Genomic DNA, 26,521 nt, shown 5'->3' with positions numbered 1-26,521 from the left:
GTGCAACGCGCGCGGCGCTGTCACGCCGGACGTGAAAGCGCTGCGCGTCGCGCGAGCTGGCGCCCGACCCCCGCGCGTCGAACCCGCCACTCGGTTAGCCGGCCCGAACGGTGGCTTGGCCCGCGAGCCGACCCGCAGTTACTGCATAGCCCGCTCGCCGCCACAGCCGCTGTCCTGGCCGGCCACGCCTCTCGCACGCGCGTGACACCAGCACCAGCACCGGCACCGGCACCGGCACCGGCACCGGCGCATTGAAACACCCGTAGCCAATAAGCCCGAACAACACGGAGGAGCACCATGTCCAGTCAACGTCTCTTTTCTCTCCAGACAGCGTGCGCGACCGTAGCGTCGCTGCGCGCGCCGCTGATCGCCGTCGCGGTTGCGAGCCTGCTGTCGGCGTGCGGCGGCAGCACCGTCAGCGCGCCGCCGAGCGCGTCGAGCACCGGCAGCGGCAGCGGTGCGGGCACCACCACGACGACCACCACGACCGGCGCGCACGGCACCAACGGCCTCGCGACCGCCGTCGCGCAAACCACCAGCGATCTCGGCAACACGATCGCAGCGCAAAGCATTCCGGGCGTCAGCTCGAAGGTCACCGAGGGACTCGGCGATGCGGTGTCGAACACCGGCACCACGCTGAACGCACTCGCCGACGCCGTCAGCAACGGCCTGGGCCAGACCGGCAGCACCGCGAACCCGGTCGGCACCACGGTGGCCGGCCTCGGCTCGGTGGTCAGCTCGACGAGCGGCGTCGTGCAAGGCGTGAGCAACGCGGTCGACGGACTCGGCAGCGGCCAGTTCTCGGCGTTGGCGCCGCTCACCACACCGCTCGCGAGCACGCTGGCGACGACCGCCACCACGCTGAACGCGGGCGGCGCGACGCTCGGCAACGTGCTCGATTCGTCGACCGTGCAGCAGGTCACCCAACCGCTCAGCACCGCGATCACGCCGCTCGTCACCAGCGCCGGCCTGATCACGCAAACGGTCGGGACCCGGAGCGGCCTCGGCGTACCGCTCGGCGGCGTGCTCGCGCAGGTCGGCGGCGCGCTGGATACGGCGGGTGCGAAGGTCGGCTCGGCGACCGGTAACGCGCTCGGCAACGATGCCGGCATGCTGGTCAGCTCGCTCGGCAATACGGTCACGAATGCCGGCGGCCTCGTGAATCCGAACGGCCCGAACGGCGCATATCCGGTTGCCGGTCTGCTGACCAGCCTCGTCGGCAGCACCCATGTGGCGGTCGCGAACGGCACGTCGTCGAGCGTCAATCCCCTAGGCGCGCTGCAGGGCTCGCTCGCGGGTCTCGGGCTCGGCAACGATCCGCTCGGTTCGCTGACCACGCTGCTCGGCGGCGCGCCGCTCGCGACGCTCAGCTCGACGGCCAGCGGCTCGCCGCTCGCTTCGCTGACCTCGACACCCGGCGGCAGCGGCGGCGGCACCACGTCGAATCCGCTCGCGACGTTGACGGGCACGCTGAGCGGCTTGAACAACGGCACCTCCAGCGGCAACGCCAGCAGCTCGGCGCTCGCGCCGGTGACGTCGCTGGTCGGTCAGCTGAGCGCCACGGTGACGACGGTGACGGGCTCGCTGGGCACGTTGAGCGGCTCGAGCAGTTCGTCGGCTGCGAGCGCGTCCAGCAGCTCGGGCAATGCGGCCAGCAGCGTGACGACGCTGCTCGGCAGCCTGCTGCCGGTCAGCCATAAGTAAGCGCTGGAACAGTTGGACGATGCGGGCCGCGCATCGCGTGGCGTGGTTAGCGAATGCACGTCGCGCGGCGATGCCCGGCTCAAGCCGGCTGCCGTGGTGACGTTATAGATGCAAACAGATGCACGCAGATGCAAGCGCCGCCAGTGCGCGGCGAGCATGACATAAGCGAGCGCGACCCGCCCGGCCAGGCGGCGCGACTCGCAAAACAAGAACAGCATACGAGGGACATCCGATGACATTCGGGTATCGCAGTAACCGGCTTCACTGGAGCAGTTGGACTCTCGCGCTCGCGGCACTCGCGGCCGGCGCGACGCAGATGCAAGCGCACGCGCAGAGCCGTCCCGCCGGCGCGGTGGTCGGCGGCAATCCGCTCGATTCGCTGCCGCAGGTCAAAGCCCCCGACCGCGGTCCGAACGTGACCGTGCAGGTCGCGCCGCAAGCCCCCCAGTTGCAGGAACTGCTGGCCCGCCATCTGACGCCGTCGCGCGTGCAGGTCGAGGGCGTGAAGTCGATTCCGTTCGACGAAGTCGCGCAACGCTTCACGCCGCTCGTCGGCAAGGACATCACGATCGGCCAGCTGATCGAAGTCGCCAACGGCGTGACGAAGCTGTATCAGGAGCGCGGCTACGCGCTGTCGATGGCCTTCATTCCCGCGCAGACCTTCGAAGGCGGCGTGGTGCGGGTGACCGTGGTGGAAGGCTATGTGTCAGCGGTGAAGATCACCGGCAATCCGGGGCCGGTCGAAGACAAGATCCGCGCGATCTCCGAGCACATTGTCGCCGACCGGCCGCTGCGGCGCGAAACGTTCGAGCGCTTCATCCATGTGCTCGGCCTGATTCCGGGCATCAAGGTCACGGCCAACGTGCCGTCGCCGCAAAACACCGACGGCGCGACCACGCTCGAGCTGGCCGTCGAGCGCAAGCCGTTCAACTTCAGCGCGGGCGTGAACTTCAACCAGCCCGGCGTGCAAGGGCTGCTGACCGCGACCTCCAACGGACTGACCGCGCTCGGCGAACAGCTGAGCATCTCGGCGCTGCTGCCGAAGGGCCGCGACAACGTCACCTATCTCGCCGCGCATGCGGGCGTGCCGATCGGCAGCAACGGCCTGACCGGCAATATCGATGCGTCGCACTATCGCGGCAACCCGACTGACAACCCGGGCCTGCCCTCCTATGTCGAACGCACGGTGATCAACGACAAGCTCGGCGGTTCGCTGTCCTATCCACTGATCCTCAGCGATTCGCGCAGCCTGTTCGGCACCGCGTCGGTCTATGCATCGCACAACGAAGATCGCTACCACAACACGCAGACCGGCGCGCAGATCGGCCTGCGCTCGCAGGTGCGGGTGATGCAGTTGCAGGCGGACTACACCGCGGTCGATCCGGGCCAGGTGCGGCGCGCAAGCGTCAACGTCGCGAAGGCGTTCGACATTCTCGGCGCGTCGAAGGCCGGCGACTCGAACGTGCCGGGCACGGTGATCACGAACCCGGCGTCGCTGACTTTCGTGCGCACCGGCGCGAGCTTCTCGCAGAGCAACGAATGGCCGCTGAAGATCGGCACGTCGATTTCGCTGACCGGACAGTACAGCGCGGTATCGCTGCCGACCTCCGAACAGATCTCGTTCGGCGCGCAGCGTTTCGCGCAGGGCTATCAGCCCGGCGAGGCGTCGGGCGATTCGGGTTGGGGCGCGATGTTCGAGGTCAACCGGCCGATCGCGCTCGGCTTCACATATCTGCGCTCGTTCACGCCGTACGTATCGTTCGACATCGCGCGCGTGTATTTGCATGCGGGCACGCCTTCGCCGTCGCACATGTCGTCGATTGCGTTCGGCTTCCGCATTTCGGATGCGCGCTACTACAGCCTCGATCTGTCGGTCGCGAAGGCGGTCGGCGACGCGCCGGTCGAGAGTGCGTCGCGCAGTCCGCGCATCAACGCGACGTTTTCGTATCAGTTGAATTGAGCGCGCATTCAATCGATGCGTGCGCCGGCGTGCCGCGTGCAGATTAGAAGTTCCACTATCAAACGGCACGGGGAGTTTCGCGTATTCTCCGCTGACGATGCATGCGGCCCGCCGCGCGCATCGTCCCGCATCGCGCGAGGCCACGGCCGCACGTCCTTCCGCGATGCCCATAACGCCGCGCGACCACGATCGCGCGTCTTTCATCAAGGAGGAAGGCAATGACGCAATTCACCGAACACGCTCGCGCAGTCGCGCTGCGCACCGTCCGCCAGGCGGCACTCGCCGGCGCGCTGCTCGCAAGCGCGGTCAGCGCGCTCGCGCAAACCGCGTCGCCGGTCGGCACCTGGCAAACGATTGACGATCACACCGGACAGCCGAAGGCGCTCGTGCAGATCATCCAGGACGGCAACGGCGAACTGAGCGGCAAGGTCATCAAGGGGCTCAATCCGAACGATCGGCCGGACCGCCGCTGCACCGAGTGCACGGACGCGCGCAAGGATCAACCGATTCTGGGCATGACCATCATCGACAGCATGAAGAAAGATGGCGACGCGTGGGACCACGGGCAGATTCTCGATCCGGAAAACGGCAAGCTCTATAAGTGCAAGATGCACCTCGAAGACGGGGGCAACAAGCTGGTGGTGCGCGGCTATATCGGCGTGGCGCTGCTCGGCCGCTCGCAGACGTGGATCCGGCAGCAGTGAGGTTCAAGGGGCGCGGCAAGCGTTGCCCGGATTCGCGCAGTACCGGCAATATCGACGGCGCCGGTTCGCGCTGACAGGAAGCTTGAACTGAAGCGAACGCTTTCGCTAACGCAACTGAGCAACAGGAAAAACGGCCGGCGATCATGATCGCGCGGCCGTTTTTGTTTTGCGGCAAACCGTTTGACGAGCCCGCGCGATCATGTGCGCGGCCTAAGTGAAAAGCGTGACTAACTCGCTTGCTCGAACTCGCTTGCTCGAACGTTGCGCGCCAGCGGCCTGCGTGAACGCAAAGTGCCTGAGAAACCCACCTAAGCGGCCTGCCGGATCGATTCCGCGGGCGCAGACGGTGAGCCCGATTGCAGCGCGGCGCTGGCCGGCTTGCGCACCGCGGACTCGACCTGCGGCGCGGACTCGACCTGAAGCGGCACCGGCGCACGAACGCCGACTTTGCGCTTCGGCCGCGCGGACACCCGCGTGCGCATGCGCGCTGCCATCGAATCGCACAGATCCGCGCTCGCGCCGCCCAGCAGTTGCTCGACCACGCGCCGGAGCACACCGGCGTCGGACCATGCCTTGAAGCGGCGATGACAGGTCTGATACGACGGGTAGCGGCGCGGCATCGACGACCAGCTCGCGCCGCTTTGCATGACCCACAGCACGCCATTGAGCACCGCGCGGGTGTCGGCCAGCGGACGGCCGCGCGTTTCTCTGCGCGGCTGCAGTTCGGGCAGCAACGGCTCGACGCTCAGCCACTGCTCTTCGGTCATCTCGCGGTACGGATTCATGGTCACTCCTTTGTCAGAACTACGACAAAAGATAGCCAGTCATCCCCGCGTGGGCCATCAGACCATTCTGATTCCTGGAGTACCTTTTTGGGCAAACAGGTACACCGGTCGGGCGCACATCCGCGCGCATACCCTCCCGCCCGCGGTGCGACGCATCCGCACGGGGCGCGTCAGGTCAGCGACGTGTCGACGATCCGGCGCGGCGCGTCGAGATATTCCTTCGACTGCATCTCGACGATGCGCGACACCGTCCGAGTGAATTCGTTGGCCATCGGACCGTCGAGATACAGCTGCTCCGGCGGCACCGCGGCCGACATCAACAGCTTGACCTTGTGGTCGTAGAACACGTCGATCAGCCACGTGAAGCGGCGCGCTTCGGAGGCCATCCGCACCGACATCTGCGGCACGTCCGACAGGATCACCGCGTGAAACCGGCTCGCCAGTTCGAGGTAGTCGTTCTGCGAGCGCGGGCCGCCGCACAGCGTCGCGAAATCGAACCAGACGACGCCGTCCGCGCGACGCAGCGCCTTCAGCTCGCGCTTTTCGATATGCAGGATCGGGCTTTCGTCGGGCACCGCCGCGAGCTGCGAGAACGCGGCGCGCAATGCCTTGCCGGCGGCCGCGTCGAGCGGCGTGTGATAGACCTCGACCTGGGCCAGCGTGCGGCGCCGGTAGTCGATGCCCGCGTCGACGTTGATCACGTCGAGCTTCTCCTTGATCAGCTCGATCGCCGGCAGCATCCGGTCGCGATGCAGACCGTCCGGGTACAAGGTGTCCGGTGCGTAGTTGGAGGTCATCACGAACTGCACGCCGTTCTCGAACAGCTTGTCGAGCAGGCGGTACAGGATCATCGCGTCGGCAATGTCCGACACGTGGAATTCGTCGAAACAGATCAGCCGGTAGCGCTTCGAGATGCGGCGCGCGAGTTCGTCGAGCGGGTCGGCCTGGCCTTTCAGCTCTTCCAGCTCGCGATGCACTTCACGCATGAACTCGTGGAAATGCAGCCGCGTTTTGCGCTGCACCGGCACGATCATGTAGAAGCTGTCCATCAGGAAGCTCTTGCCGCGCCCCACCCCGCCCCACATGTAGACGCCGCGCGGCTGGTCCGGATGGTTGATCAGTTTCTTGAACGCATTCGAGCGGCGCGATTTGTATTCGACCCACTCTTCATAGCACCGCTGCAGACGGTCGACCGCCGCGCGCTGCGCCGGATCGGATTGATAACCCCGCGTCTGCAGTTCTTTTTCGTAGTATTCGGTGACGTTCATCGTATTGCTTGCTGCAAAAAGAAAGGCGGGAGGGAATGAACCCCGCCCGCCTTTGGTGATGCCAAGGTTGCGTTCAGTCAGGCGTGCGCGATTACATGTTCAGCGCGCGCTTGTCGACGGCCAGTGCCGCTTCGCGCATGACTTCCGACAGCGACGGGTGCGGATGGCAAATGCGGCCGATGTCTTCCGACGCCGCCTTGAACTCCATCGCCACCACGGCTTCCGCGATCAGGTCCGATGCGTTCGCCGAAATGATGTGCACGCCGAGCAGTTCGTCGGTCTTCGCGTCCGCGATCATCTTGACGAAACCGTCCGCCTTCGCGATGCCGAGCGCGCGGCCGTTCGCCATGAACGGGAACTGGCCGGTCTTGATCTCGCGGCCTTCGGCCTTCAGCTGCTGCTCGGTCTTGCCGACCCATGCGATTTCCGGTTCGGTGTAGATCACCCACGGCACGCAGTTGTAGTCGATGTGCGGCTTCTGACCGTCGATCACTTCGGCGACCAGCACGCCTTCGTCTTCGGCCTTGTGCGCGAGCATCGGGCCACGCACCACGTCGCCGATCGCGTACACGTTCGGCACCGAGGTCGCGCAGTGGTCGTCCACGTCGATGAAGCCGCGCTCGTTGGCCTTCAGGCCGATCGCTTCGAGACCGAGGTTGTCGGTGTTCGGCACGCGGCCGACCGACACGATCAGGCGGTCCGCATCCAGCGTCTGCGCGTTGCCGTCCTTGTCGGTGTAAGCGATCGACACGCCGTTCGCGCTGGTCTTCACTTCGCCGACCTTCACGCCGACGTGGATGTCGAGACCCTGCTTCTTGAACTGCTTGGCCGCTTCCTTCGACAGCGCCTGGTCAGCCGCGCCGAGGAATTCCGGCAGCGCTTCGAGCACGGTCACTTCCGCGCCGAGGCGGCGCCACACCGAGCCGAGTTCCAGACCGATCACGCCCGCGCCGATCACGGCGAGCTTCTTCGGTGCCGTGTCGAAGCTCAGTGCGCCTTCGTTGTCGGCGATCAGCTTGTTGTCGACAGGAATGCCCGGCAGATGACGGGCCTTCGAGCCGGTCGCGATGATCACGTTCTTCGCGGTCACGACTTCGGCTTCGCCTTCGCCGCTCACTTCGATCTGCACGCCGGCGTCGGTGCGGCCGGTGAACTTGCCATGGCCCTTGAGCCACGTGATCTTGTTCTTGCGGAACAGGAATTCGATGCCCTTGGTCATCTTCTCGACGATGCCGTCCTTGCGGGCCATCATCTTCGAGATATCGACCGTCACGTCGCCCACGGTGATGCCGTGGTCGGCGAGGTGGTGCGACGCGTTTTCAAACTCTTCCGACGACGCGAGCAGCGCCTTCGACGGAATGCAACCGACGTTCAGGCAGGTGCCGCCGAGCTTCAGCGCGCCGGCCGGGTTCTTCCACTTTTCGATACATGCGACGGTCTTGCCGAGCTGCGCTGCGCGGATGGCGGCGATATAACCGCCAGGGCCGGCGCCGATCACGACGACGTCAAATTCTTTGGACATGACAATCCCTTGGATGGGGGAACGGCGCCGGGCCACCCGAGGTGGCGCGCGCCGTTCCGGTGCTGCTGAATGCGTGAAGACTTACTGCGGATGACGCCGGCAAGCGATGGCCGGCCGGCGCCAGTGGAACGTGCGCTTACAGGTCGAGCAGCAGGCGTGCCGGATCTTCCAGCGCGTCCTTCATCGCGACCAGCGACAGCACTGCTTCGCGACCGTCGATGATACGGTGGTCGTACGACAGCGCGAGGTAGTTCATCGGGCGGATCACGATCTGGCCGTTTTCGACGACCGGACGTTCCTTGGTGGCGTGCACGCCGAGAATTGCCGACTGCGGCGGGTTGATGATCGGGGTCGACAGCATCGAGCCGAACACGCCGCCGTTCGAGATCGAGAACGTACCGCCGGTCATTTCTTCGATCGACAGCTTGCCGTCCTTGGCCTTCTGGCCGAATTCGGCGATCTTCTTCTCGATGTCGGCGAGGCTCAGCTGATCCGCGTTGCGCAGGATCGGCACCACCAGACCACGCGGCGAACCGACCGCGATACCGATGTCGAAGTAGCCGTGATAGACGATGTCGTTACCGTCGATCGACGCGTTCACCAGCGGGAATTTCTTCAGCGCGTGCACGGCCGCCTTCACGAAGAACGACATGAAGCCGAGCTTCACGCCATGTTCCTTCTCGAACTTGTCCTTGTACTTGTTGCGCAGGTCCATCACCGGAGCCATGTTCACTTCGTTGAACGTGGTCAGGATCGCATTGGTCTGCTGCGACTCGAGCAGACGCTCGGCGATACGCGCGCGCAGACGCGACATCGGCACGCGCTGTTCCGGACGGTCCTTCAGCCACTGATCGGCCGATGCCGGCGCCTTGACTTCCGGCAGCGACGGCTTGGCAGCCTTCGGTGCGGCAGCCGGAGCCGGTGCCGCCTTGGCAGCCGGTGCGCCGGCGGCGAGCACGTCGCCCTTGGTGATGCGGCCATCGCGGCCCGTGCCGGCGACGTCGCCAGCGCCCAGACCCTTCTCGGCCATCAGCTTGCCGGCAGCCGGCGAAGCAGCGGTGTTCGAGCCGGTTGCGACAGCAGCCTGAGCGACCGGTGCGGCAGCAGCGGCAGCAACCGGAGCCGGCTTCACTTCGGCTTCGACAGCAGCGGCGCCTGCCTTGCCTTCGGTGTCGATCTTCGCGATCACCTGATCGGCGACGACGGTGTCGCCGTCGTTCGAGATGACTTGCGCGAGCACGCCTGCCGACGGTGCCGGCACTTCGAGCACGACCTTGTCGGTCTCGATTTCGATGAGGATTTCGTCCTGAGCGACAGCCTCGCCGGGCTTCTTCTTCCACTGCAGCATCGTGGCTTCCGAGACCGACTCGGACAGCTGGGGAACCTTGACTTCAACAATAGCCATTATGAGTATCCTGAATACGTATCGGGTGACGGCGCTTGTTCACGACCGCCTGCGAACCCTGAGCGCCGCGCCTGTACCTTCGTTGGTCCGTTGAGCGCGGCGCGGGAAAGCGCTCGGCGCTTTCCCGGTTCGTCTGTTTCCTTATTTAGCGATCGACGCGCTCTTGAGGCGGCCGAAAGCGCCTTCGATCAGCGCCTTCTGCTGCTCGTAGTGCTTCGCGTAGTAGCCCACTGCCGGCGAGGCCGAAGCCGGACGGCCGCTGTATGCCAGCTTCTGCCCTTCCTTCATGCCTTCCTTCAGGTGGTGTTCGATGTAGAACCACGGGCCCTGATTCTGCGGCTCGTCCTGCACCCACACCACTTCCGTCGCGTTGTCGTACTTCTTCAGTTCTGCTTCGAACTGCTTGTGCGCGAACGGATAGAGCTGCTCGATACGGATGATCGCGACGTCGTTGGCCTTCGCTTCGCGGCGATGCGCAACCAGGTCGTAGTACACGCGGCCCGAGCAGGCGATCACGCGCTTGACCTTCTTCGCGTCGATCGACTCGTCGGTCTCGCCGAGCACCGGCTGGAACGAACCCTTCGCGAGTTCGGACAGATCCGACACGGCTTCCTTGTGACGCAGCAGCGACTTCGGCGTAGCGACGATCAGCGGCTTGCGGAACAGGCGGATCATCTGGCGACGCAGCAGGTGGAAGATCTGCGCCGGCGTGGTCGGCTGAACGACCTGCATGTTGTGGTCCGCGCACAGTTGCAGGAAACGCTCGATACGCGCCGACGAGTGCTCCGGACCCTGGCCTTCGTAGCCGTGCGGCAGCAACATGGTCAGGCCCGACACGCGGCCCCACTTCACTTCGCCCGACGAGATGAACTGGTCGATCACGACTTGCGCGCCGTTCACGAAGTCGCCGAACTGCGCTTCCCATGCGACGAAGGTGTTCGGTTCAGCGGTCGAATAGCCGTATTCGAAGCCGAGCACCGCTTCTTCCGACAGCACCGAGTCGATCACCGTGAACTTTGCCTGACCTTCGGCGATGTTTTGCAGCGGCACGTAGGTGCCGTCGTTCCAGCGCTCGCGGTTCTGATCGTGCAGCACCGCGTGACGGTGCGTGAACGTGCCGCGGCCCGAATCCTGACCGGTCAGGCGCACTGCGTAGCCCGATGCGACCAGCGATGCGAACGCGAGGTGTTCGCCCATACCCCAGTCGAGCTTCGCTTCGCCGCGGCCCATTGCGCGACGGTCGTTGATCACGCGCTCGACGAGCGGGTGAACCTTGAAGTTTTCCGGGATCGTGGTGATGCGTTCGGCGAGGCGCTTCAGTTCCGCGAGCGGCACAGCCGTGTCGGCTGCGTCGGTCCACTTGCGGTTCAGGAACGGCACCCAGTCCACCGCGTACTTGCTCTTGTAGTTCGAGAGCACCGGGTCGACCGTGTGATGGCCTTCGTCCATCGCCTTGCGATAGGCCTTGACGAATTCGTCGCCTTCTTCTGCGGTGATCACGCCCTGCTGCACCAGCTTTTCAGCGTACAGTGCGCGCGTGCCCGGGTGCTTGGCGATCGTCTTGTACATCAGCGGCTGCGTGACCGCCGGCGTGTCCTGCTCGTTGTGGCCCAGCTTACGGAAGCAGACGATATCGACCACGACGTCCTTGTGGAACTGCATCCGGAAGTCGATAGCGAGCTGGGTCGCCAGCACGACCGCTTCGGGATCGTCGCCGTTCACGTGCAGCACCGGCGCTTCGATCATCTTGACGACGTCCGAGCAGTACAACGTGGAGCGCGAGTCGCGCGGGTCCGACGTCGTGAAGCCGATCTGGTTGTTGATGACGATGTGCAGCGTGCCGTGCGTGCCGTAACCGCGCGTTTGCGCGAGGTTCAGCGTCTCCATCACGACCCCCTGGCCAGCGAAAGCCGCGTCGCCGTGGATCTGCACCGGCAGCACCTGCACGCCGCTGTCGTCGCCGCGACGGTCCATCCGCGCCTTCGCGGAACCTTCGACCACCGGGTTGACGATTTCGAGGTGCGACGGGTTGAACGCGAGCGACAGGTGAACCGGGCCGCCTTCCGTTGCGACGTCCGACGAGAAGCCCTTGTGGTACTTCACGTCGCCAGCCGGCAGATCGTCGACGTGCTTGCCTTCGAATTCGGCGAACAGGTCAGCCGGCATCTTGCCGAGCGTATTGACCAGCACGTTCAGACGGCCGCGGTGAGCCATGCCGATGACGATTTCCTGGACGCCCTTGGCGCCGGCGTGGCGGACCACTTCGTCCATCGACGCGATGAAGCTCTCGCCGCCTTCGAGCGAGAAGCGCTTCTGGCCGACGTACTTGGTGTGCAGGAAACGCTCGAGGCCTTCGGCGGCCGTCAGGCGGTTCAGGATGTGCTTCTTCTTGTCGTTGCTGAAGTTCGGCGTCGAACGGATCGATTCGAGGCGCTCCTTCCACCAGCGCTTCTGCTCCGGATCGCTGATATACATGTACTCGGCGCCGATCGTGCCGCAGTACGTGTCGCGCAGTGCCTTGACGATGTCACGCAGCGTCGCGCGCTCGAACCCGAAGTACAGATTCGTCGCGCTGAACTCCTGGTCCATGTCGGCTTCGGTGAAGTCGTAGAACGCGGGTTCAAGTTCGGGGATCGCGGGACGTTCGCGGCGCTTCAGAGGATCGAGGTTGGCCCATTGCGAGCCGAGGAAGCGATATGCGCCGATGAGGGACTGGACGTAAACCTGTTTGCGGGCGGTAGCGAGGTCTTCGCCGCCGGCCGTCGCGCGAGGCAGGAAGGCATTGGCCTTGGCGCGCTGGGCAAACGATTCGACGATCGGGCCGTGGGCCACGTCGTTGGCATTGCTGCCGTCCGATGCGGGCACGTTCTGCAACGCATCGAAATAGCTGCGCCAGGTCTCGGGCACTGACGCCGGATTATCGAGATACGCTTCGTACATTTCTTCAACGTACGGAGCATTGCCGCCGAACAGATAAGAGTTCGACTGGAATTGCTTCATCATTTTTACGCTCACCTTTCTTCGAGCTTCTCGAGAAATAGCGGGTTACAGAACCTTCCGCGACACGGCCTGACCGTTTAGCGGATTGCGCGAATCAAGTCTTGCTTGGAAGGACCTAAAACTTTGCACCCGGGAGCATAGCACAGAACGAATAGCCCAGATAGCGAACAGCCGAGCCGCAAAGCCCCGTCATCACGGGGTTTTCAGCGCTTACCGGGATCTCTTCACGGCTTGAAACAGTGTTCTGCGGGAAGTGGCGGGAAACCGTTTGCGCGGTCGTCGCGCGCCACGCGCCACGTCGGGCGCTCGCAACGGCGCGCGGACATCGAGACAGGATGCGCCAGAAACACGAAAGCCACCCGAAGGTGGCTTTCGTTCAACTGCTTCTATCCGGAATCACGCGGCCCGCTTACTCGCTCGCGCCCTTGTTGCGGCTCGCGCTGCGGCGCTCGTGTTCCTTCAGGTGACGCTTGCGCAGACGGATCGATTGCGGCGTGACTTCGACCAGCTCGTCGTCGTCGATGAATTCGACTGCGTATTCGAGCGACAACTGGATCGGCGGCACGAGACGCACGGCTTCGTCGGTACCCGACGCACGCACGTTGGTCAGCTGCTTGCCCTTGATCGGGTTCACGACGAGGTCGTTGTCGCGACTGTGAATGCCGATGATCATGCCTTCGTACAGCGCGTCGCCCGGCGACACGAACATACGGCCGCGATCCTGCAGCTTCCACAGCGCGTAGGCAACAGCGGCGCCGTCGTCCTGCGAAATCAGCACGCCGTTACGACGCTCGCCGACCGCGCCTTCCTTGGCCGGCTGGTACGAATCGAACGTGTGGCTCATCAGACCCGTGCCGCGCGTGAGCGTCAGGAATTCCGACTGGAAGCCGATCAGACCGCGCGCCGAAATACGGTACTCGAGACGGGTCCGGCCGCGGCCGTCCGACGTCATGTCGAGCAGTTCGCCCTTGCGGCGGCCCAGCTCTTCCATCACGCCGCCCTGGTGGGAGTCTTCCATGTCGACGGTCAGGTTTTCGAACGGCTCGTGCGTGACGCCGTCGATTTCGGTCATCACGACGCGCGGACGCGACACCGCGAGTTCGTAGCCTTCGCGGCGCATGTTTTCGACCAGAATGGTCAGGTGCAGCTCACCGCGACCCGACACTTCGAAGGTCGTTTCGTCGCCGGTGTCTTTCACGCGCAGCGCGACGTTGTGGTTCAGTTCCTTCGTCAGACGGTCGCGAATCTGGCGGCTCGTCACAAACTTGCCTTCACGGCCCGCGAGCGGCGACGAGTTGACGAGGAAGTTCATCGTCAGCGTGGGCTCATCGACGGTGATCATCGGCAGCGCTTCCGGCTGCTCGGGCGAGCAGATCGTCACGCCGATACCGATTTCTTCGATACCGTTGATCAGCACGATGTCGCCCGCCTCTGCCGAGTCGACCTGGACGCGATCGAGACCCTTGAACGACAGCACCTGGTTGATCTTGCGGTTGAGGATTTCACCCTCGGGACCCGAGCGCACCGCGACCTGCATACCCGGCTTGATACGGCCGCGCGTGATGCGGCCAATACCGATACGGCCGACGTACGACGAGTAGTCGAGCGACGTGATCTGCAGCTGCAGCGGCGCTTCCGGATCAGCCGGACGCACCGGCACGTGCTTCAGGATCGCTTCGAACAGCGGACGCATGTCGCCGTCGCGCACGTCCGGCGTCATGCCGGCGTAGCCGTTCAGACCCGATGCATAGACGATCGGGAAGTCGAGCTGTTCGTCGTTCGCGCCCAGCTTGTCGAACAGATCGAAGGTCTGGTTGATGACCCAGTCCACCCGCGCGCCCGGACGATCCACCTTGTTGACCACGACGATCGGCTTCAGACCGAGCGCAAGCGCCTTCTTGGTCACGAACCGCGTTTGCGGCATCGGGCCTTCGACCGCGTCGACCAGCAGCAGCACCGAGTCGACCATCGACAGCACGCGCTCCACTTCGCCGCCGAAGTCCGCGTGTCCCGGCGTGTCGACGATATTGATGTGGGTGCCTTCGTACTCGACCGCGCAGTTCTTCGACAGGATCGTGATGCCGCGCTCTTTTTCGATGTCGTTCGAATCCATCACGCGCTCTGCAACCTGCTGGTTGTCGCGGAACGTGGCGGTCTGGCGGAGGAGCTGGTCGACGAGCGTGGTCTTGCCGTGGTCGACGTGAGCGATGATGGCGATATTGCGTAGGGCGCGGGTCATAGGAAACCTGAAGACAGTTGGAGTGCGCCGCTTGCTGCCGCCTGCTGATACTGGCCGGAGGTTCAATCACCACCAACCCGAAACACGACTAGCCCAAAGCGCACTTTTGGGAACCCAACATTATAGCATGTACCAATGATGCTTTCTGGTATTCCCGAATGGACCGACGCCTCACCCCGTTGCAGGACCTCGCAGAAACGCAGCCCCGCCACGTTTTAAGCGATCCGCACCCTTTTCTTGCACGAGCGCGAAAAAATCCTTGCCTAAGCTGCAATAACACTTGTCGCGTCAACCAACAGCCGACTATACTGCTGCCTAGTCAACCATTGCATTCGCACGAGAATCATGACGGAGCCGTCCAACGAACCCACGCCGGACCTAAGCGAGTATCAGCTTGGCGAAAGCGTCGGCTACCTGCTCTCAAGAGTGAAATCCACAATGTCGAATCTGGTCACGCAGCGCAGCATGGCCGAACTCGGCATTACCAGTCAGCAAGGCAGCATCCTGTTCATGGTGGCCAGCGGCAAGTGCCTGCTCGCCGCCGAACTCGCCCGTGAATACGGGATCGACGCCAGTGCCGTCACGCGGCTGATCGACCGGCTCGAGAAGCGCGGCCTGCTCACGCGGGTGCGCAGCAACGAAGACCGGCGCGTCGTGCGCCTCGCGTTGACCGCTGAAGGCAATGCGATCGCCGCGCGCATGCCGGGCATTTTCAATGGCGTACTCGATAGTCTGCTGAACGGCTTCACCCCCGAGGAAGTGGGGTTTCTCAAGAGCATGCTGCGCCGCGTGCTCGTCAATTCCGGCGAACAGACGGGCCTTGTCCGTGACGCCGCAGGCAGCGCCGACAGCAAAACGTAAGAAATTACTTGCTGCGTCCATCATTACCTTCCACTCAAAGAGTCGAGCGATGAAATCCCTTTCCCTGTCCGCGCCCGCGCTGTCGAGCCGGGCCGCTGTCGCCGCCGCGGTGACAGCGCTCGCCCTCACGGGGTGCGCGAACTACTTCGGCGTCAGGAGCGACAAGCAGATCGCCGCGCCGACGCAGTACGAGTCGACCCGCAGCCTGCCGGGCGAAGGCGGCCAGTGGCCGTCGCTCGACTGGGCCAACCAGTTCGGCGACCCGCAACTGACCAAGCTGATCGCCGAAGCGCTCGACGGCAGCCCGTCGATCGCCCAGGCCCAGGCGCGGCTCGCGAAGGCGTCGTCGTATATCGAAAGCTCGCGCTCCGCACTGTTCCCAAAGGCCGACCTCAAGTATTCGTGGACCCGCGAGCTGTACTCCGCAAATGCGCTGTTCCCGCCCCCTTACGGTGGCACCTGGTATAGCGAAAACAACGTGCTCGCGAGCGCGTCGTGGGATCTCGATCTGTGGGGCAAGAACCGTCAGCGACTCGGCCAGGCCGTATCGCAGAAAATGGCCGCCGAGGCCGACATGCAGCAGGCACGCGTGACGCTCGCCGCATCGGTCGCGAGCACCTACAACCAGCTCGCGCAGCTGTATGCGTTCCGCGACATCGCCGAGCACGAGATCGCGAACCGCCAGGACATCGGCCGCATCACCAATGACCGCGTCGGCGCCGGTCTCGACACCAACGTCGAGAAGCAAACCGCGACCGGAAATATCGCGACCAGCCAGTCGAACCTGACCGACCTCGACGGCCAGATCACCGTCGTGCGCTACCAGCTGGGCGCGCTGCTCGGCAAGGGGCCGGACCGCGGCCTGCAGATCGACAAGCCGACGCTGAGCGTCGGCAACCCAGTCGCTCTGCCGGACAACATCCCCGCGGATCTGGTGTCGCGCCGCGCGGATATCGTCGCCGCTCGCTGGCAGGTCGAAGCCGCGATGCACGACGTGAAGGAAGCAAAGGCCGAGTTCTTCCCGGACGTCAACCTCGCGGCAGGCTTCGGCTTCGACGCGTTCGGCTGGGGCCGCTTCCTGACCGCATCCAGCCGTCAGATCCAGTTCGGCCCGGCGATCCATCTGCCGATCTTCGACGCCGGCGCGCTGCGCGCACAGCTGAAAGGCCGCTACGCCGACTTCGAACTCGACGTCGCGAACTACAACCAGACGCTGATCAACGCGCTGCAGGACGTGTCGACGCAGGTCTCGTCGATCCGCTCGATCGACCGCCAGGCCGGCGACGCGCAGCGCGCGCTCGATGCGTCGACCAAGGCGTATCAGCTCGCCGTGGTGCGCTACAAGGCCGGCCTGTCGCCCCAATTGCAGGTGTTGACCGCGGACGAAAACCGGCTCGCCGCCGAGCAAACGGTGACGGGCCTGCAGATGCGTCGCCGCAGCCTGCAGATCGGCCTGATCAAGGCATTGGGCGGCGGCTTCGACGCGACGCAAACCGGCCTCGTGGTGCCGACCGATGCCCCGGCAACGGCGCCGGCCGCGAGCACCGCGTCGAACTGAGCGATCCCGCGCCTACCCGTCACGAGCGAACGAACACACGCCCGAACACCCGAATAAACGACGACGTTCAAAAGAACCCGGAGCACATCAATGAGCACCCCCCAGCAGCCCGCTACTCCACCGCAAGCGGCGAATAACGGCAAACGCAAGCGCATGATGACGCTGCTCGTCATCGTGATCCTGATCGCCGCGGTCGCTTACGGTCTGTACTACTTCCTCGTCGCGCGCTTCCACGAAGACACCGACGACGCCTATGTGAGCGGCAACGTCGTGCAGATCACGCCGCAGGTCACCGGCACGGTGATCGCGGTGAACGCCGACGACACGCAGATCGTCAAGGCCGGCGATCCGCTCGTCGTACTCGACCCGGCCGACGCGCGCGTCGCACTCGAACAGGCCGAAGCGAATCTCGCCCAGGTGGTGCGCCAGGTGCGCGGCCTGTTCGCCGACGACAGCCAGTACGAAGCGCAAGTGGCCGCCCGTCAGGCCGATCTGTCGCGCGCCCAGGACGACCTGAAGCGTCGCCAGGCGGTCGCGCAGACCGGCGCGGTGTCGCTGGAAGAAATCTCGCACGCGCGCGACACAGTGAAGTCCGCGCAGGCCGCGCTCGACGCCGCCAAGCAGCAGCTCGCCGCGAACCACGCGCTGACCGCGAACACTACGATCTCGGATCACCCGAACGTGCAGGCCGCCGCCGCGAAGGTGCGCGACGCGTACCTGAACCACGCGCGCAACACGCTGCCGGCGCCCGTGACGGGCTATGTCGCGAAGCGCTCGGTGCAGGTCGGCCAGCGCGTGTCGCCGGGTACGCCGCTGATGGCGATCGTGCCGCTGCACGACGTGTGGGTCGACGCGAACTTCAAGGAAGTGCAGCTCAAGCATATGCGCATCGGCCAGCCGGTCGAACTGACCGCCGACGTGTACGGTTCGTCGGTGCCGTATCACGGCAAGGTGGTCGGCTTCTCGGCGGGTACGGGTTCGGCGTTCTCGCTGCTGCCGGCGCAGAACGCGACCGGTAACTGGATCAAGGTCGTGCAGCGTCTGCCGGTGCGTATCGCGCTCGATCCGCAGGAACTCGAAAAGCACCCGCTGCGCATCGGTCTGTCGATGCAGGCGGACGTGAACATCAAGGACGATACGGGCGGCCAGCTCGGCAACGCGTCGAACACCGCCTATCAGACCAACGTGTTCGACAAGTACGGCGCGGAAGCCGACGCGGTGATCGCCCGCATCATCGCGGAAAACGCGGGTGCGAACGGCGCCTCGCAGAAGTCCACGCAAACCGGCGCGGCCGCGGCCAAGCCGGCGACGAAGAGCTAAGCGGCGCGGACCCTCAATAGAAGGCATTTCTAATGGCTCAGGCTCAGGCGCAAGTGCCTCATCCGCCGCTCGAGGGCGCGCAACTGGTGATCGGCACCATCGCGGTGTCGCTCGCCGTGTTCATGAACGTGCTGGATACGTCGATCGCGAACGTATCGATTCCGTCGATTTCCGGCGATCTCGGCGTGTCGTCCGACCAGGGCACATGGGTGATTACGTCGTTCGCGGTCGCCAACGCGATCTCGGTGCCCCTGACCGGCTGGCTCACCGACCGCGTCGGTCAGGTGCGGCTGTTCATGGCGTCGATCGTGCTGTTCGTGCTGTCGTCGTGGATGTGCGGACTGTCGCCGAACCTGCCGTTCCTGCTCGCGTCGCGCGTGCTGCAAGGCGCGGTGGCCGGCCCGATGATTCCGTTGTCGCAGACGCTGCTGCTCGCCAGCTATCCGCGCGCGAAGGCGCCAATGGCGCTATCGATGTGGGCGATGACCACCCTGATCGCGCCGGTCGCCGGCCCGATTCTCGGCGGCTGGATTTCCGACAACATCTCGTGGCCGTGGATCTTCTACGTCAACATTCCGGTCGGCGCGGCCGCGGCGGTCGCCACCTGGGCGATCTTTCGCAACCGCGACTCGGTGCTCAGGAAGGCGCCGATCGACGGCGTCGGTCTCGGTCTGCTGATTGTCTGGGTCGGTTCGCTGCAGGTGATGCTCGACAAGGGTAAAGACCTCGACTGGTTCTCGTCGACGACGATCGTCGTGCTCGGCCTCGTCGCGGTGATCGCGCTGGCGTTTTTCATCGTCTGGGAACTGACGGCCGAGCATCCGGTGGTCGACCTGTCGCTGTTCAGCCGGCGCAATTTCACCGGCGGCACGATCGCGCTGTCGATCGGCTACGGGCTTTACTTCGGCAATCTGGTGCTGCTGCCGCTGTGGCTGCAAACCGATATCGGCTACACCGCGACCGAAGCGGGTCTGGTGATGGCGCCGGTCGGGGTGTTCGCGATCCTGCTGTCGCCGGTGACCGGCAAGATTTTGCCGCGCACCGATCCGCGCTATATCGCGACGCTGTCGTTCCTGATCTTTGCGCTGTGCTTCTGGATGCGCTCGCGCTACACGACCGGCGTCGATACGTATTCGCTGATGCTGCCCACGCTGATCCAAGGCATCGGCATGGCGGGCTTCTTCATTCCGCTCGTATCGATCACGCTGTCGGGCTTGCCTGGGCATCGGATTCCGGCGGCGTCGGGTCTGTCGAATTTCGTGCGGATCATGTGCGGCGGGATCGGTACCTCGATCTTTCAGACCGCGTGGGATCACCGCACGATCATGCATCACGCTCAACTGACCGAGCAGGCGAACGCGTACAACCCGGCGTTCGGGCAGTCGATTCATCAGATGGGCGCCGCGGGCTATAGTCAGCCGCAGGCCTACGGTCTGTTCAACTCGATGGTCACGCAGCAGGCCGCGCAACTCGGCGTGAACGATCTGTTCTTTATCTCGGCCGGCATTTTCGTCGCGCTGATCGCGCTGATCTGGATCACGCGACCGGAGCGCGCGGGCGGCGATGCGGGTGCGGCGGCGGCCGCGGCGCATTGAGTGCGTTGGCGGTTCAGTGACGCGGATCGAGTCCAACTTTCCGCCGCAGCATAAAAAAAGCGGGATCGCTATGAAGCGATCCCGCTTTTTTGTTGTGCCTACTCTCCTCCGGATGACGAGCCCGCGCGTGCTGTTCAGCTTTCGGCGGTCACGACGAGGCGCTCAGGTGCCAACACACCGTCGCCCGGCTTCGCGACGCCAAGCAGGCGTCCTTGCGCCGAATACACCCGGACCCGCGCTGCCTTCGCCGCTTCGGCGGTAACTGTCAGCGTCGACAGCTTCAGGCGCTGGCCGTGCAGAAAGCGGCGCGTGTCGTCGTCGCTCAAATTCACCTGTGGGAACGTCGACAGCAATGCGTCGACCGGTTTAAGCCACGCGTCGCGCTCGGCCTCGGTCGCGTCGGAAAGTGCGTCGAGCGTCACCGAACCGTCGAGCGTCAGCGCGCCCACACCGGTGCGGTGCAGCGCGACCAGATGCGCGCCGCAACCGAGCGCCTCGCCGATGTCCTCGGCGAGCGTGCGCACATAAGTGCCTTTGCTGCACGTGACGCGAAACGTTACGTCCGGCAGCGCGCACGCGATCAGCTCAAGTGCATGAATCGTCACCTGACGCCCTTCCCGCTCGAGCGTCTGGCCGGCGCGCGCATATTCATACAGCGGCTTGCCGTCGCGCTTGAGAGCCGAATACATCGGCGGCACCTGCGTGATTTCGCCGATATAGCCTGGCAACGCGGCCAGCACCGCGGCTTCGTCGCAGTCGACGGCGCGAATCTCGAGCGCTTCGCCTTCGGCATCGCCGGTGGTCGTGCGAACGCCGAGGCGCATCGTGGCCTCATAGGTCTTGTCGGCTTCGAGCAGATCCTGCGAAAACTTGGTGGCTTCGCCGAAACACAGCGGCAGCAGACCGGTGGCAAGCGGGTCGAGCGTGCCGGTGTGGCCCGCCTTTTTCGCCAGATAGAGACGCTTGGCGCGAATCAGCGCGTCGTTGCTCGACAGGCCGAGCGGCTTGTCGAGCAGCAGCACGCCGTCGAGCGCGCGACGCGGCACGCGGGGGCGTTGAGGTGCGGTCATGTCAGTGAGGCAAAGACTTCTTCGATGGATACGAACAACGGCGCCGCGCGCGGCTGAACACGCGCACGGCCCGGCAAACGCTCAGTCTTCCTTCGCACGCGTCGAATTTGCCTCGTCGATCAGACGCGACATTTCGACAGCGCGCTCGATCGTCTTGTCGTAGTGGAAATGCAGCGTCGGCACCGTATGGATGTGCAAGCGCTTGAACAGCAGATTGCGCAGGTGGCCGGCCGCGTGCGTGAGCGCTTCGAGCGTCTGTTGCGGGTCGCCGGTCAGCGTCGTGAAGTAGATCTTCGCGTGCGCGTAGTCAGGCGTCAGCTCGACGCTCTGGAACGTCACGATGCCGATGCGCGGATCCTTGACTTCGCGCAGCAGCTCGGCGAGGTCGCGCTGGATCTGATCGGCGATCTGCACGTTGCGGTTGGGGGAAGAACGTTTCTTGGTCATGGTGTTATGTGCTCCGTGATGACGGATGCAAAACGGGCGGAGCGGGCGTCAAGCCCGTTCCGCCCGTTGTTCAGTGCCGCATGAATTACAGCGTACGCGCGACTTCGGTGACTTCGAAGACTTCGAACTGATCGCCTTCGACGATGTCGTTGAAGTTTTTGATCGACATACCGCACTCGAAGCCCTGACGGACTTCCTTCACGTCGTCCTTGAAGCGCTTCAGCGAATCGAGTTCGCCGGTGAAGATGACGACGTTGTTGCGCAGCACGCGCACCGACGACGAGCGCTTGACGAAACCGTCCGTGACCATACAGCCGGCCACCGCGCCGACCTTCGGCACCTTGAAGACCTGACGCACTTCGACGGTACCGGTCACGACTTCGCGCTTCTCCGGTGCCAGCATGCCCGACATCGCCGCCTTCACTTCATCCACTGCGTCGTAGATGATGTTGTAGTAGCGGATATCGACGCCATTGGCTTCCGCGAGCTTGCGAGCCTGCGCATCCGCGCGGGTGTTGAAGCCGATGATGACCGCCTTCGACGCCGTCGCGAGGTTGACGTCCGACTCGCTGATCCCGCCGACCGCGCCGTGCACGATCTGCACGCGCACTTCGTCGGTCGACAGCTTTTGCAGCGACTGCACCAGCGCTTCCTGCGAACCCTGCACGTCGGCCTTGACGATCAGCGGCATGTACTGAACTTCGCCTTCGCCCATCTGCTCGAGCATGTTCTCGAGCTTCGCGGCCTGCTGCTTCGCCAGCTTGACGTCGCGGAACTTGCCCTGACGGAACAGCGCAACTTCACGCGCCTTGCGGTCGTCCGGCATCACGATCACTTCTTCGCCAGCCTGCGGGACCTCCGACAGACCCTGGATTTCGACCGGGATCGACGGGCCAGCCGACTTGGTCGGCTTGCCGGTCTCGTCGAGCATTGCCCGCACGCGACCGTAGGCGCTGCCTGCCAGCACGACGTCGCCGCGATTGAGCGTACCCGACTGAACCAGGATCGTTGCAACCGGACCCTTACCCTTGTCGAGCTTTGCTTCGATCACGAGACCCTTGGCCGGTGCTTCGACCGGTGCCTTCAGCTCCAGCACTTCGGCCTGCAGCAGCACGTTTTCGAGCAGATCGTCGATACCCGCGCCGGTCTTCGCCGACACCGGCACGAACGGCGAGTCGCCGCCGTACTCTTCCGGCACGACGCCTTCCGCGACGAGTTCCTGCTTCACGCGCTCCGGATTCGCGTCCGGCTTGTCGATCTTGTTGATCGCGACGACGAGCGGCACACCGCCTGCCTTCGCGTGGGAGATCGCTTCCTTGGTCTGCGGCATCACGCCGTCGTCGGCGGCCACCACCAGAATCACGATGTCGGTTGCCTTCGCACCGCGGGCACGCATTGCCGTAAAGGCTTCGTGACCCGGCGTGTCGAGGAACGTGATCACGCCACGCGGCGTCTCGACGTGGTAAGCGCCGATGTGCTGCGTAATGCCACCCGCTTCACCCGCGGCAACCTTCGCGCGACGGATGTAGTCGAGCAGCGAGGTCTTGCCGTGGTCGACGTGACCCATCACCGTGACGACCGGCGGACGCGGCAACGCTTCCGCATCGCTCACTTCGCCTTCGACCAGCATCGCTTCCGGATCGTCCAGCTTCGCCGCGACCGCGCGATGGCCCAGTTCTTCGACGATGATCATCGCCGTTTCCTGGTCCAGCATCTGGTTGATCGTGACCATCTGGCCGAGCTTCATCATCGACTTGATGACTTCGGACGCCTTCACCGCCATCTTGTGCGCGAGATCGGCAACCGTGATGGTTTCCGGCACGTGCACTTCACGCACGATCGGTTCGGTCGGCGCCTGGAACGTGGTGGACTGTTCCTGATGCTTACCGCGGCCCTTCGGACCACCGCGCCAGCCACGATCGACGCCGCCGCTGGTGTCGCCGCGGGTCTTGATGCCGCGCCGCTTCGCTGCGTCGTCCTGCCAGCTGCCCTTGCCTGCACCCGGCTTCTTCTTGTCGCCCGCGGACGGCGCGGTCGTGGCAGCCGGAGCCGCCGCGGCCGGCTTCTTCGCGGCCGGACGTGCGGACGTCTCGCCTGCCGGACGCGCCGGCTTGTGCAGCGTGCCCTTGGCCTCGGCGGCCTTGGCCGGTTCGGCGGGCTTCGGTGCCGGTTCCGGCGCCTTCACCTGCGCCTTGCGGGGGGTGTTCATCATTTCGCGAATCGCACGCGCTTCGGCTTCCGCCGCCGCACGGCGCTTGGCGATCTGTTCCTGCTCGGCGCGCGCCTTTTCGGCCGCCTGACGCGCGGCGTCTTCGGCCTTCTTTGCGGCTTCGCGCTGCGCGGCGCGCTCGGCTGCTGCGCGCTCTTCGTCCTGCTCGTTGCCCTTGGCTTGCGCAGCCGGCTGCGCGGCTTGCGCCGCCGCCTGCTGGGCCTTCTCGCGAGCTGCCGCTTCCGCTGCCACGCGTTTCTTCGCTTCGTCTTCCGCGCGCTGACGCTCGGCTTCGGCCGCGCGTTCGCGCGCCTGGCGCTCGGCTTCTTCGCGTTCGAGCTGTTCCTGACGCGCCTTCAGCTCCTGAGCCTGCTTTTCGAGCAGCTCGGCTTCGTGACGCGCTTCTTCCTCACGGCGCTGAAGTTCCAGATCTTCGACGTCCGCGCCTTCGGCCACATGATTCGATGCGTCTCCGCCTTCCGCGACCGTTTCGTCGCGGCGGACGAACGTGCGCTTCTTGCGCACCTCGACCTGAATGGTGCGAGCTTTGCCCGTCGCATCGGACTGCTTGATTTCCGACGTATGTCGGCGCGTCAGCGTGATCTTGCGCTTGTCGGCATCGGTCGAGCCATGCGACTTGCGCAAGTGATCGAGCAGACGCGCCTTGTCCGCCTCGGACAGGTTGTCGTCTTCGCTCGCCTTCTGGACGCCCGCTGCCTGCAGCTGCTCCAGCAGCACGCCTGCAGGCATTTTCAGTTCCGCGGCAAATTGGGCTACGTTGTTACTCGCCATTCATTCCTCTTAATGCAAGGACCGATTCCTTGCGGTTAGCATCGGGTCATGCGGCCTCGCGGCCGCGTTCAATTCAGTGCGCCATGGTCATTTCTCACTGGAACCAGTGTTCACGTGCTTTCATGATCAACGCCTTAGCGGCATCCTCTTCCATTCCGGTCATCTCGACCAGTTCATCCACGGCCAACTCGGCGAGTTCGTCGCGCGTCTGCACCTGGTGTTCGGCCAGCTTCGCGAGCAGGTCGGCGTCCATGCCGTCCAGACTCTTCAGGTCGAGTGCTACGTTTTCGACCTTCTCTTCGTTCGCGATCGCCATCGTCAGCAGCGCGTCGCGCGAGCGGTTGCGCAGTTCGTGGACGGTGTCTTCGTCGAATGCTTCGATTTCGAGCATTTCGTTGAGCGGCACGTAGGCGATCTCTTCGAGACTCGTGAAGCCTTCGTCGATCAGGATGTCGGCGACTTCTTCGTCGACATCGAGACGCGCCATGAACAGGTCGCGCAGGACGCCGCGTTCCTGATTCTGCTTCTGCGCAGATTCATCCGGCGTCATGATATTGATCTGCCAGCCGGTGAGTTCGCTGGCGAGTCGCACGTTCTGGCCGCTGCGGCCGATTGCGACCGCCAGTTCGTTCTCGTCGACGACGACGTCCATCGAGTGCTTTTCTTCATCGACGACGATCGACTGCACGGCTGCCGGCGCGAGCGCGCCGATCACGAACTGGGCAGGGTCTTCCGACCATAGCACGATGTCGACGTTTTCGCCACCGAGCTCGTTGCGCACGGCCTGCACGCGCGAACCGCGAATGCCGACGCAGGTGCCGATCGGATCGATGCGCTTGTCATATGCGACCACGCCGATCTTCGCGCGCACGCCCGGGTCCCGGGCAGCCGCCTTGATTTCCAGCAGGCCCTGTTCGATTTCCGGCACTTCCATCTCGAACAGCTTCATCAGGAATTCCGGCGCGGTCCGCGACAGCTCGATCTGCGGGCCGCGCGCGGTGCGGTCGACCTTCGCGATGTACGCGCGCACACGGTCGCCCACGCGCAGATTTTCCTTCGGAATCAGCTGGTCGCGGCGCAGCAGCGCTTCGACGCGGCCTGATTCGACGATGAAGTTGCCCTTGTCGAGGCGCTTCACCGAGCCGGTCATGATGTGCTCGCCGCGCTCGAGGAAGTCGTTCAGGATCTGCTCGCGCTCTGCGTCACGCACTTTCTGCAGGATCACCTGCTTGGCGGCCTGAGCACCGATCCGGCCGAATTCGATCGACGGCACCGGCTCTTCGATGTACTCGTCGAGCTGGATGCTGGGTTGCTGCTCGCGCGCCTCGAACAACAGGATTTCCTGATCCGGTTCCTGCAGACCGGCTTCGTCCGGCACCACCTTCCAGCGGCGAAACGTTTCGTGTTCGCCGCTTTCACGGTCGATATGGACGCGGATGTCCGCATCTTCTTCGAAGAGTTTCTTGGAGGCCGAAGCGAGAGCCGCTTCGAGCGCGGCAAATACCACGTCCTTATCGACATTCTTCTCGCGTGCCAGCGCATCCACCAGCATCAACACTTCGCGACTCATTGTTTGCGGCTCCTAAAGTCAACTTTTGGAACAAGGCGCGCCTTGTCCATGTCCGCGAGCGTGAAATCGAGCATCGCGGCGCCTTCTTTCCCTTCAAATTCCAGACCGATCGTTTCGCCCTGCGGAGCATGCAGAATGCCCCGGTACGATTTCCGTCCGTCCAATGGCTTTTTCAGTGTGATAACCGCCTCACTGCCCGCGAAGCGTTCAAAGTCCGCCAGTTTTTTCAGCGGACGGTCGAGACCGGGCGACGACACTTCGAGCCGCTCGTAATCGATATTTTCGACCGTCAGAACGTGCTGGAGCTGACGCGTGACCTTCTCGCAGTCTTCGATCGCAATGCCGGCCGGCTGGTCGATATAGATACACAACATGCCGCGCCCGGTGCGCTCGAGATCGACGAGCTCGTAGCCGAGTCCCACGACCGTGGTTTCAATCAGTTCCGTCAGTTGCACAGTGCCCTCTTAGATGTTCGCGCAGCGAGCCTCGCGCCTCTTCTGCAAACAACCAAG

General features: G+C 64.3%; 18 protein-coding genes. 7 read left to right on the top strand and 11 right to left on the bottom strand.

Annotated elements, in window-relative coordinates; all coding sequences use genetic code 11:
- Positions 1-297 precede the first annotated feature (297 nt).
- From LJ656_RS01050 to LJ656_RS01040, 3 genes are all read left to right on the top strand, one after another.
- Positions 298-1,704, top strand: a complete 1,407-nt coding sequence (locus LJ656_RS01050; protein ID WP_230507424.1) for a collagen-like triple helix repeat-containing protein — start codon at positions 298-300, stop codon at positions 1,702-1,704.
- Positions 1,705-1,936: 232 nt separating this feature from the next.
- Entirely contained in the window at positions 1,937-3,664 is a 1,728-nt protein-coding gene (locus tag LJ656_RS01045) for a ShlB/FhaC/HecB family hemolysin secretion/activation protein (protein ID WP_230507423.1), read from the top strand.
- A gap of 218 nt (positions 3,665-3,882) precedes the next feature.
- Positions 3,883-4,368 (top strand): DUF2147 domain-containing protein, encoded by a 486-nt coding sequence (locus LJ656_RS01040; protein ID WP_230507422.1) that lies wholly within the window; start codon positions 3,883-3,885, stop codon positions 4,366-4,368.
- Positions 4,369-4,676: 308 nt separating this feature from the next.
- Here LJ656_RS01040 and LJ656_RS01035 read toward each other — a convergent pair whose 3' ends face one another.
- From LJ656_RS01035 to typA, 6 genes are all read right to left on the bottom strand, one after another.
- On the bottom strand, positions 4,677-5,153 hold the full coding sequence (locus LJ656_RS01035; RefSeq protein WP_230507421.1) for a transposase: 477 nt from the start codon (positions 5,151-5,153) through the stop codon (positions 4,677-4,679).
- A 170-nt stretch (positions 5,154-5,323) separates the two neighbouring features.
- Complete coding sequence (gene zapE, locus LJ656_RS01030) at positions 5,324-6,421, bottom strand: cell division protein ZapE (protein WP_230507419.1); 1,098 nt, start codon at positions 6,419-6,421, stop codon at positions 5,324-5,326.
- A 91-nt stretch (positions 6,422-6,512) separates the two neighbouring features.
- On the bottom strand, positions 6,513-7,943 hold the full coding sequence (gene lpdA / locus LJ656_RS01025) for a dihydrolipoyl dehydrogenase (protein WP_230507417.1): 1,431 nt from the start codon (positions 7,941-7,943) through the stop codon (positions 6,513-6,515).
- Positions 7,944-8,079: 136 nt separating this feature from the next.
- Positions 8,080-9,348 (bottom strand): 2-oxoglutarate dehydrogenase complex dihydrolipoyllysine-residue succinyltransferase, encoded by a 1,269-nt coding sequence (gene odhB / locus LJ656_RS01020; RefSeq protein ID WP_230507416.1) that lies wholly within the window; start codon positions 9,346-9,348, stop codon positions 8,080-8,082.
- Between the two features lie 141 nt (positions 9,349-9,489).
- Positions 9,490-12,351 carry a 2-oxoglutarate dehydrogenase E1 component gene (locus tag LJ656_RS01015; RefSeq protein WP_230507414.1) on the bottom strand — a complete coding sequence of 954 codons (2,862 nt, stop codon included), beginning with the start codon at positions 12,349-12,351 and terminating at the stop codon, positions 9,490-9,492.
- A 406-nt stretch (positions 12,352-12,757) separates the two neighbouring features.
- Positions 12,758-14,587 carry a translational GTPase TypA gene (gene typA, locus LJ656_RS01010; protein ID WP_230507412.1) on the bottom strand — a complete coding sequence of 610 codons (1,830 nt, stop codon included), beginning with the start codon at positions 14,585-14,587 and terminating at the stop codon, positions 12,758-12,760.
- Positions 14,588-14,932: 345 nt separating this feature from the next.
- Here typA and LJ656_RS01005 point away from each other — a divergent pair, with 345 nt between their 5' ends.
- The 4 genes from LJ656_RS01005 to LJ656_RS00990 all read left to right on the top strand — a co-directional run bounded on the left by LJ656_RS01005 (position 14,933) and on the right by LJ656_RS00990 (position 19,921).
- A complete protein-coding gene (locus LJ656_RS01005) occupies positions 14,933-15,448 on the top strand; it encodes a MarR family winged helix-turn-helix transcriptional regulator (RefSeq protein WP_230507411.1) in 516 nt (171 codons plus the stop codon).
- A gap of 49 nt (positions 15,449-15,497) precedes the next feature.
- The gene (locus tag LJ656_RS01000; RefSeq protein WP_230507409.1) at positions 15,498-17,006 is read left to right on the top strand and encodes an efflux transporter outer membrane subunit; all 1,509 of its coding nucleotides are present in this window, start codon (positions 15,498-15,500) and stop codon (positions 17,004-17,006) included.
- A 90-nt stretch (positions 17,007-17,096) separates the two neighbouring features.
- Positions 17,097-18,326, top strand: a complete 1,230-nt coding sequence (locus tag LJ656_RS00995; RefSeq protein ID WP_230507407.1) for an EmrA/EmrK family multidrug efflux transporter periplasmic adaptor subunit — start codon at positions 17,097-17,099, stop codon at positions 18,324-18,326.
- Between the two features lie 32 nt (positions 18,327-18,358).
- A complete protein-coding gene (locus LJ656_RS00990; protein WP_230507405.1) occupies positions 18,359-19,921 on the top strand; it encodes a DHA2 family efflux MFS transporter permease subunit in 1,563 nt (520 codons plus the stop codon).
- 134 nt (positions 19,922-20,055) lie between these two features.
- Here LJ656_RS00990 and truB read toward each other — a convergent pair whose 3' ends face one another.
- From truB to rimP, 5 genes are all read right to left on the bottom strand, one after another.
- Positions 20,056-20,991, bottom strand: coding sequence for a tRNA pseudouridine(55) synthase TruB (gene truB, locus LJ656_RS00985; protein WP_230507404.1), 936 nt, complete (start codon positions 20,989-20,991; stop codon positions 20,056-20,058).
- A gap of 81 nt (positions 20,992-21,072) precedes the next feature.
- Entirely contained in the window at positions 21,073-21,438 is a 366-nt protein-coding gene (rbfA, locus tag LJ656_RS00980; protein ID WP_230507402.1) for a 30S ribosome-binding factor RbfA, read from the bottom strand.
- Between the two features lie 85 nt (positions 21,439-21,523).
- Positions 21,524-24,439, bottom strand: a complete 2,916-nt coding sequence (infB, locus tag LJ656_RS00975) for a translation initiation factor IF-2 (RefSeq protein WP_230507400.1) — start codon at positions 24,437-24,439, stop codon at positions 21,524-21,526.
- A 94-nt stretch (positions 24,440-24,533) separates the two neighbouring features.
- A complete protein-coding gene (nusA, locus tag LJ656_RS00970; protein ID WP_075297946.1) occupies positions 24,534-26,009 on the bottom strand; it encodes a transcription termination factor NusA in 1,476 nt (491 codons plus the stop codon).
- Positions 26,006-26,464, bottom strand: a complete 459-nt coding sequence (rimP, locus tag LJ656_RS00965; RefSeq protein WP_006052964.1) for a ribosome maturation factor RimP — start codon at positions 26,462-26,464, stop codon at positions 26,006-26,008. Before rimP ends, nusA begins: the two co-directional genes overlap by 4 nt.
- Positions 26,465-26,521: the final 57 nt, after the last annotated feature.

The organism is Paraburkholderia sejongensis, from assembly GCF_020880815.1.
Classification (GTDB): domain Bacteria; phylum Pseudomonadota; class Gammaproteobacteria; order Burkholderiales; family Burkholderiaceae; genus Paraburkholderia; species Paraburkholderia sejongensis.
Note: the sequence above shows the minus strand (reverse complement) of the source record. Positions and strands in the feature narration are given on the sequence as shown.

Excerpts from the sequence above, each read along its gene's own strand:
- truB (WP_230507404.1), bottom strand. The coding sequence starts at position 20,991 with ATGACCGCACCTCAACGCCCCCGCGTGCCGCGTCGCGCGCTCGACGGC.
- odhB (WP_230507416.1), bottom strand. The coding sequence starts at position 9,348 with ATGGCTATTGTTGAAGTCAAGGTTCCCCAGCTGTCCGAGTCGGTCTCG.
- LJ656_RS01040 (WP_230507422.1), top strand. The coding sequence starts at position 3,883 with ATGACGCAATTCACCGAACACGCTCGCGCAGTCGCGCTGCGCACCGTC.
- LJ656_RS01015 (WP_230507414.1), bottom strand. The coding sequence starts at position 12,351 with ATGATGAAGCAATTCCAGTCGAACTCTTATCTGTTCGGCGGCAATGCT.
- rbfA (WP_230507402.1), bottom strand. The coding sequence starts at position 21,438 with ATGACCAAGAAACGTTCTTCCCCCAACCGCAACGTGCAGATCGCCGAT.
- LJ656_RS00995 (WP_230507407.1), top strand. The coding sequence starts at position 17,097 with ATGAGCACCCCCCAGCAGCCCGCTACTCCACCGCAAGCGGCGAATAAC.
- typA (WP_230507412.1), bottom strand. The coding sequence starts at position 14,587 with ATGACCCGCGCCCTACGCAATATCGCCATCATCGCTCACGTCGACCAC.
- LJ656_RS01005 (WP_230507411.1), top strand. The coding sequence starts at position 14,933 with ATGACGGAGCCGTCCAACGAACCCACGCCGGACCTAAGCGAGTATCAG.
- infB (WP_230507400.1), bottom strand. The coding sequence starts at position 24,439 with ATGGCGAGTAACAACGTAGCCCAATTTGCCGCGGAACTGAAAATGCCT.
- lpdA (WP_230507417.1), bottom strand. The coding sequence starts at position 7,943 with ATGTCCAAAGAATTTGACGTCGTCGTGATCGGCGCCGGCCCTGGCGGT.
- LJ656_RS01035 (WP_230507421.1), bottom strand. The coding sequence starts at position 5,153 with ATGAATCCGTACCGCGAGATGACCGAAGAGCAGTGGCTGAGCGTCGAG.
- LJ656_RS00990 (WP_230507405.1), top strand. The coding sequence starts at position 18,359 with ATGGCTCAGGCTCAGGCGCAAGTGCCTCATCCGCCGCTCGAGGGCGCG.
- LJ656_RS01000 (WP_230507409.1), top strand. The coding sequence starts at position 15,498 with ATGAAATCCCTTTCCCTGTCCGCGCCCGCGCTGTCGAGCCGGGCCGCT.
- zapE (WP_230507419.1), bottom strand. The coding sequence starts at position 6,421 with ATGAACGTCACCGAATACTACGAAAAAGAACTGCAGACGCGGGGTTAT.
- LJ656_RS01050 (WP_230507424.1), top strand. The coding sequence starts at position 298 with ATGTCCAGTCAACGTCTCTTTTCTCTCCAGACAGCGTGCGCGACCGTA.
- nusA (WP_075297946.1), bottom strand. The coding sequence starts at position 26,009 with ATGAGTCGCGAAGTGTTGATGCTGGTGGATGCGCTGGCACGCGAGAAG.
- LJ656_RS01045 (WP_230507423.1), top strand. The coding sequence starts at position 1,937 with ATGACATTCGGGTATCGCAGTAACCGGCTTCACTGGAGCAGTTGGACT.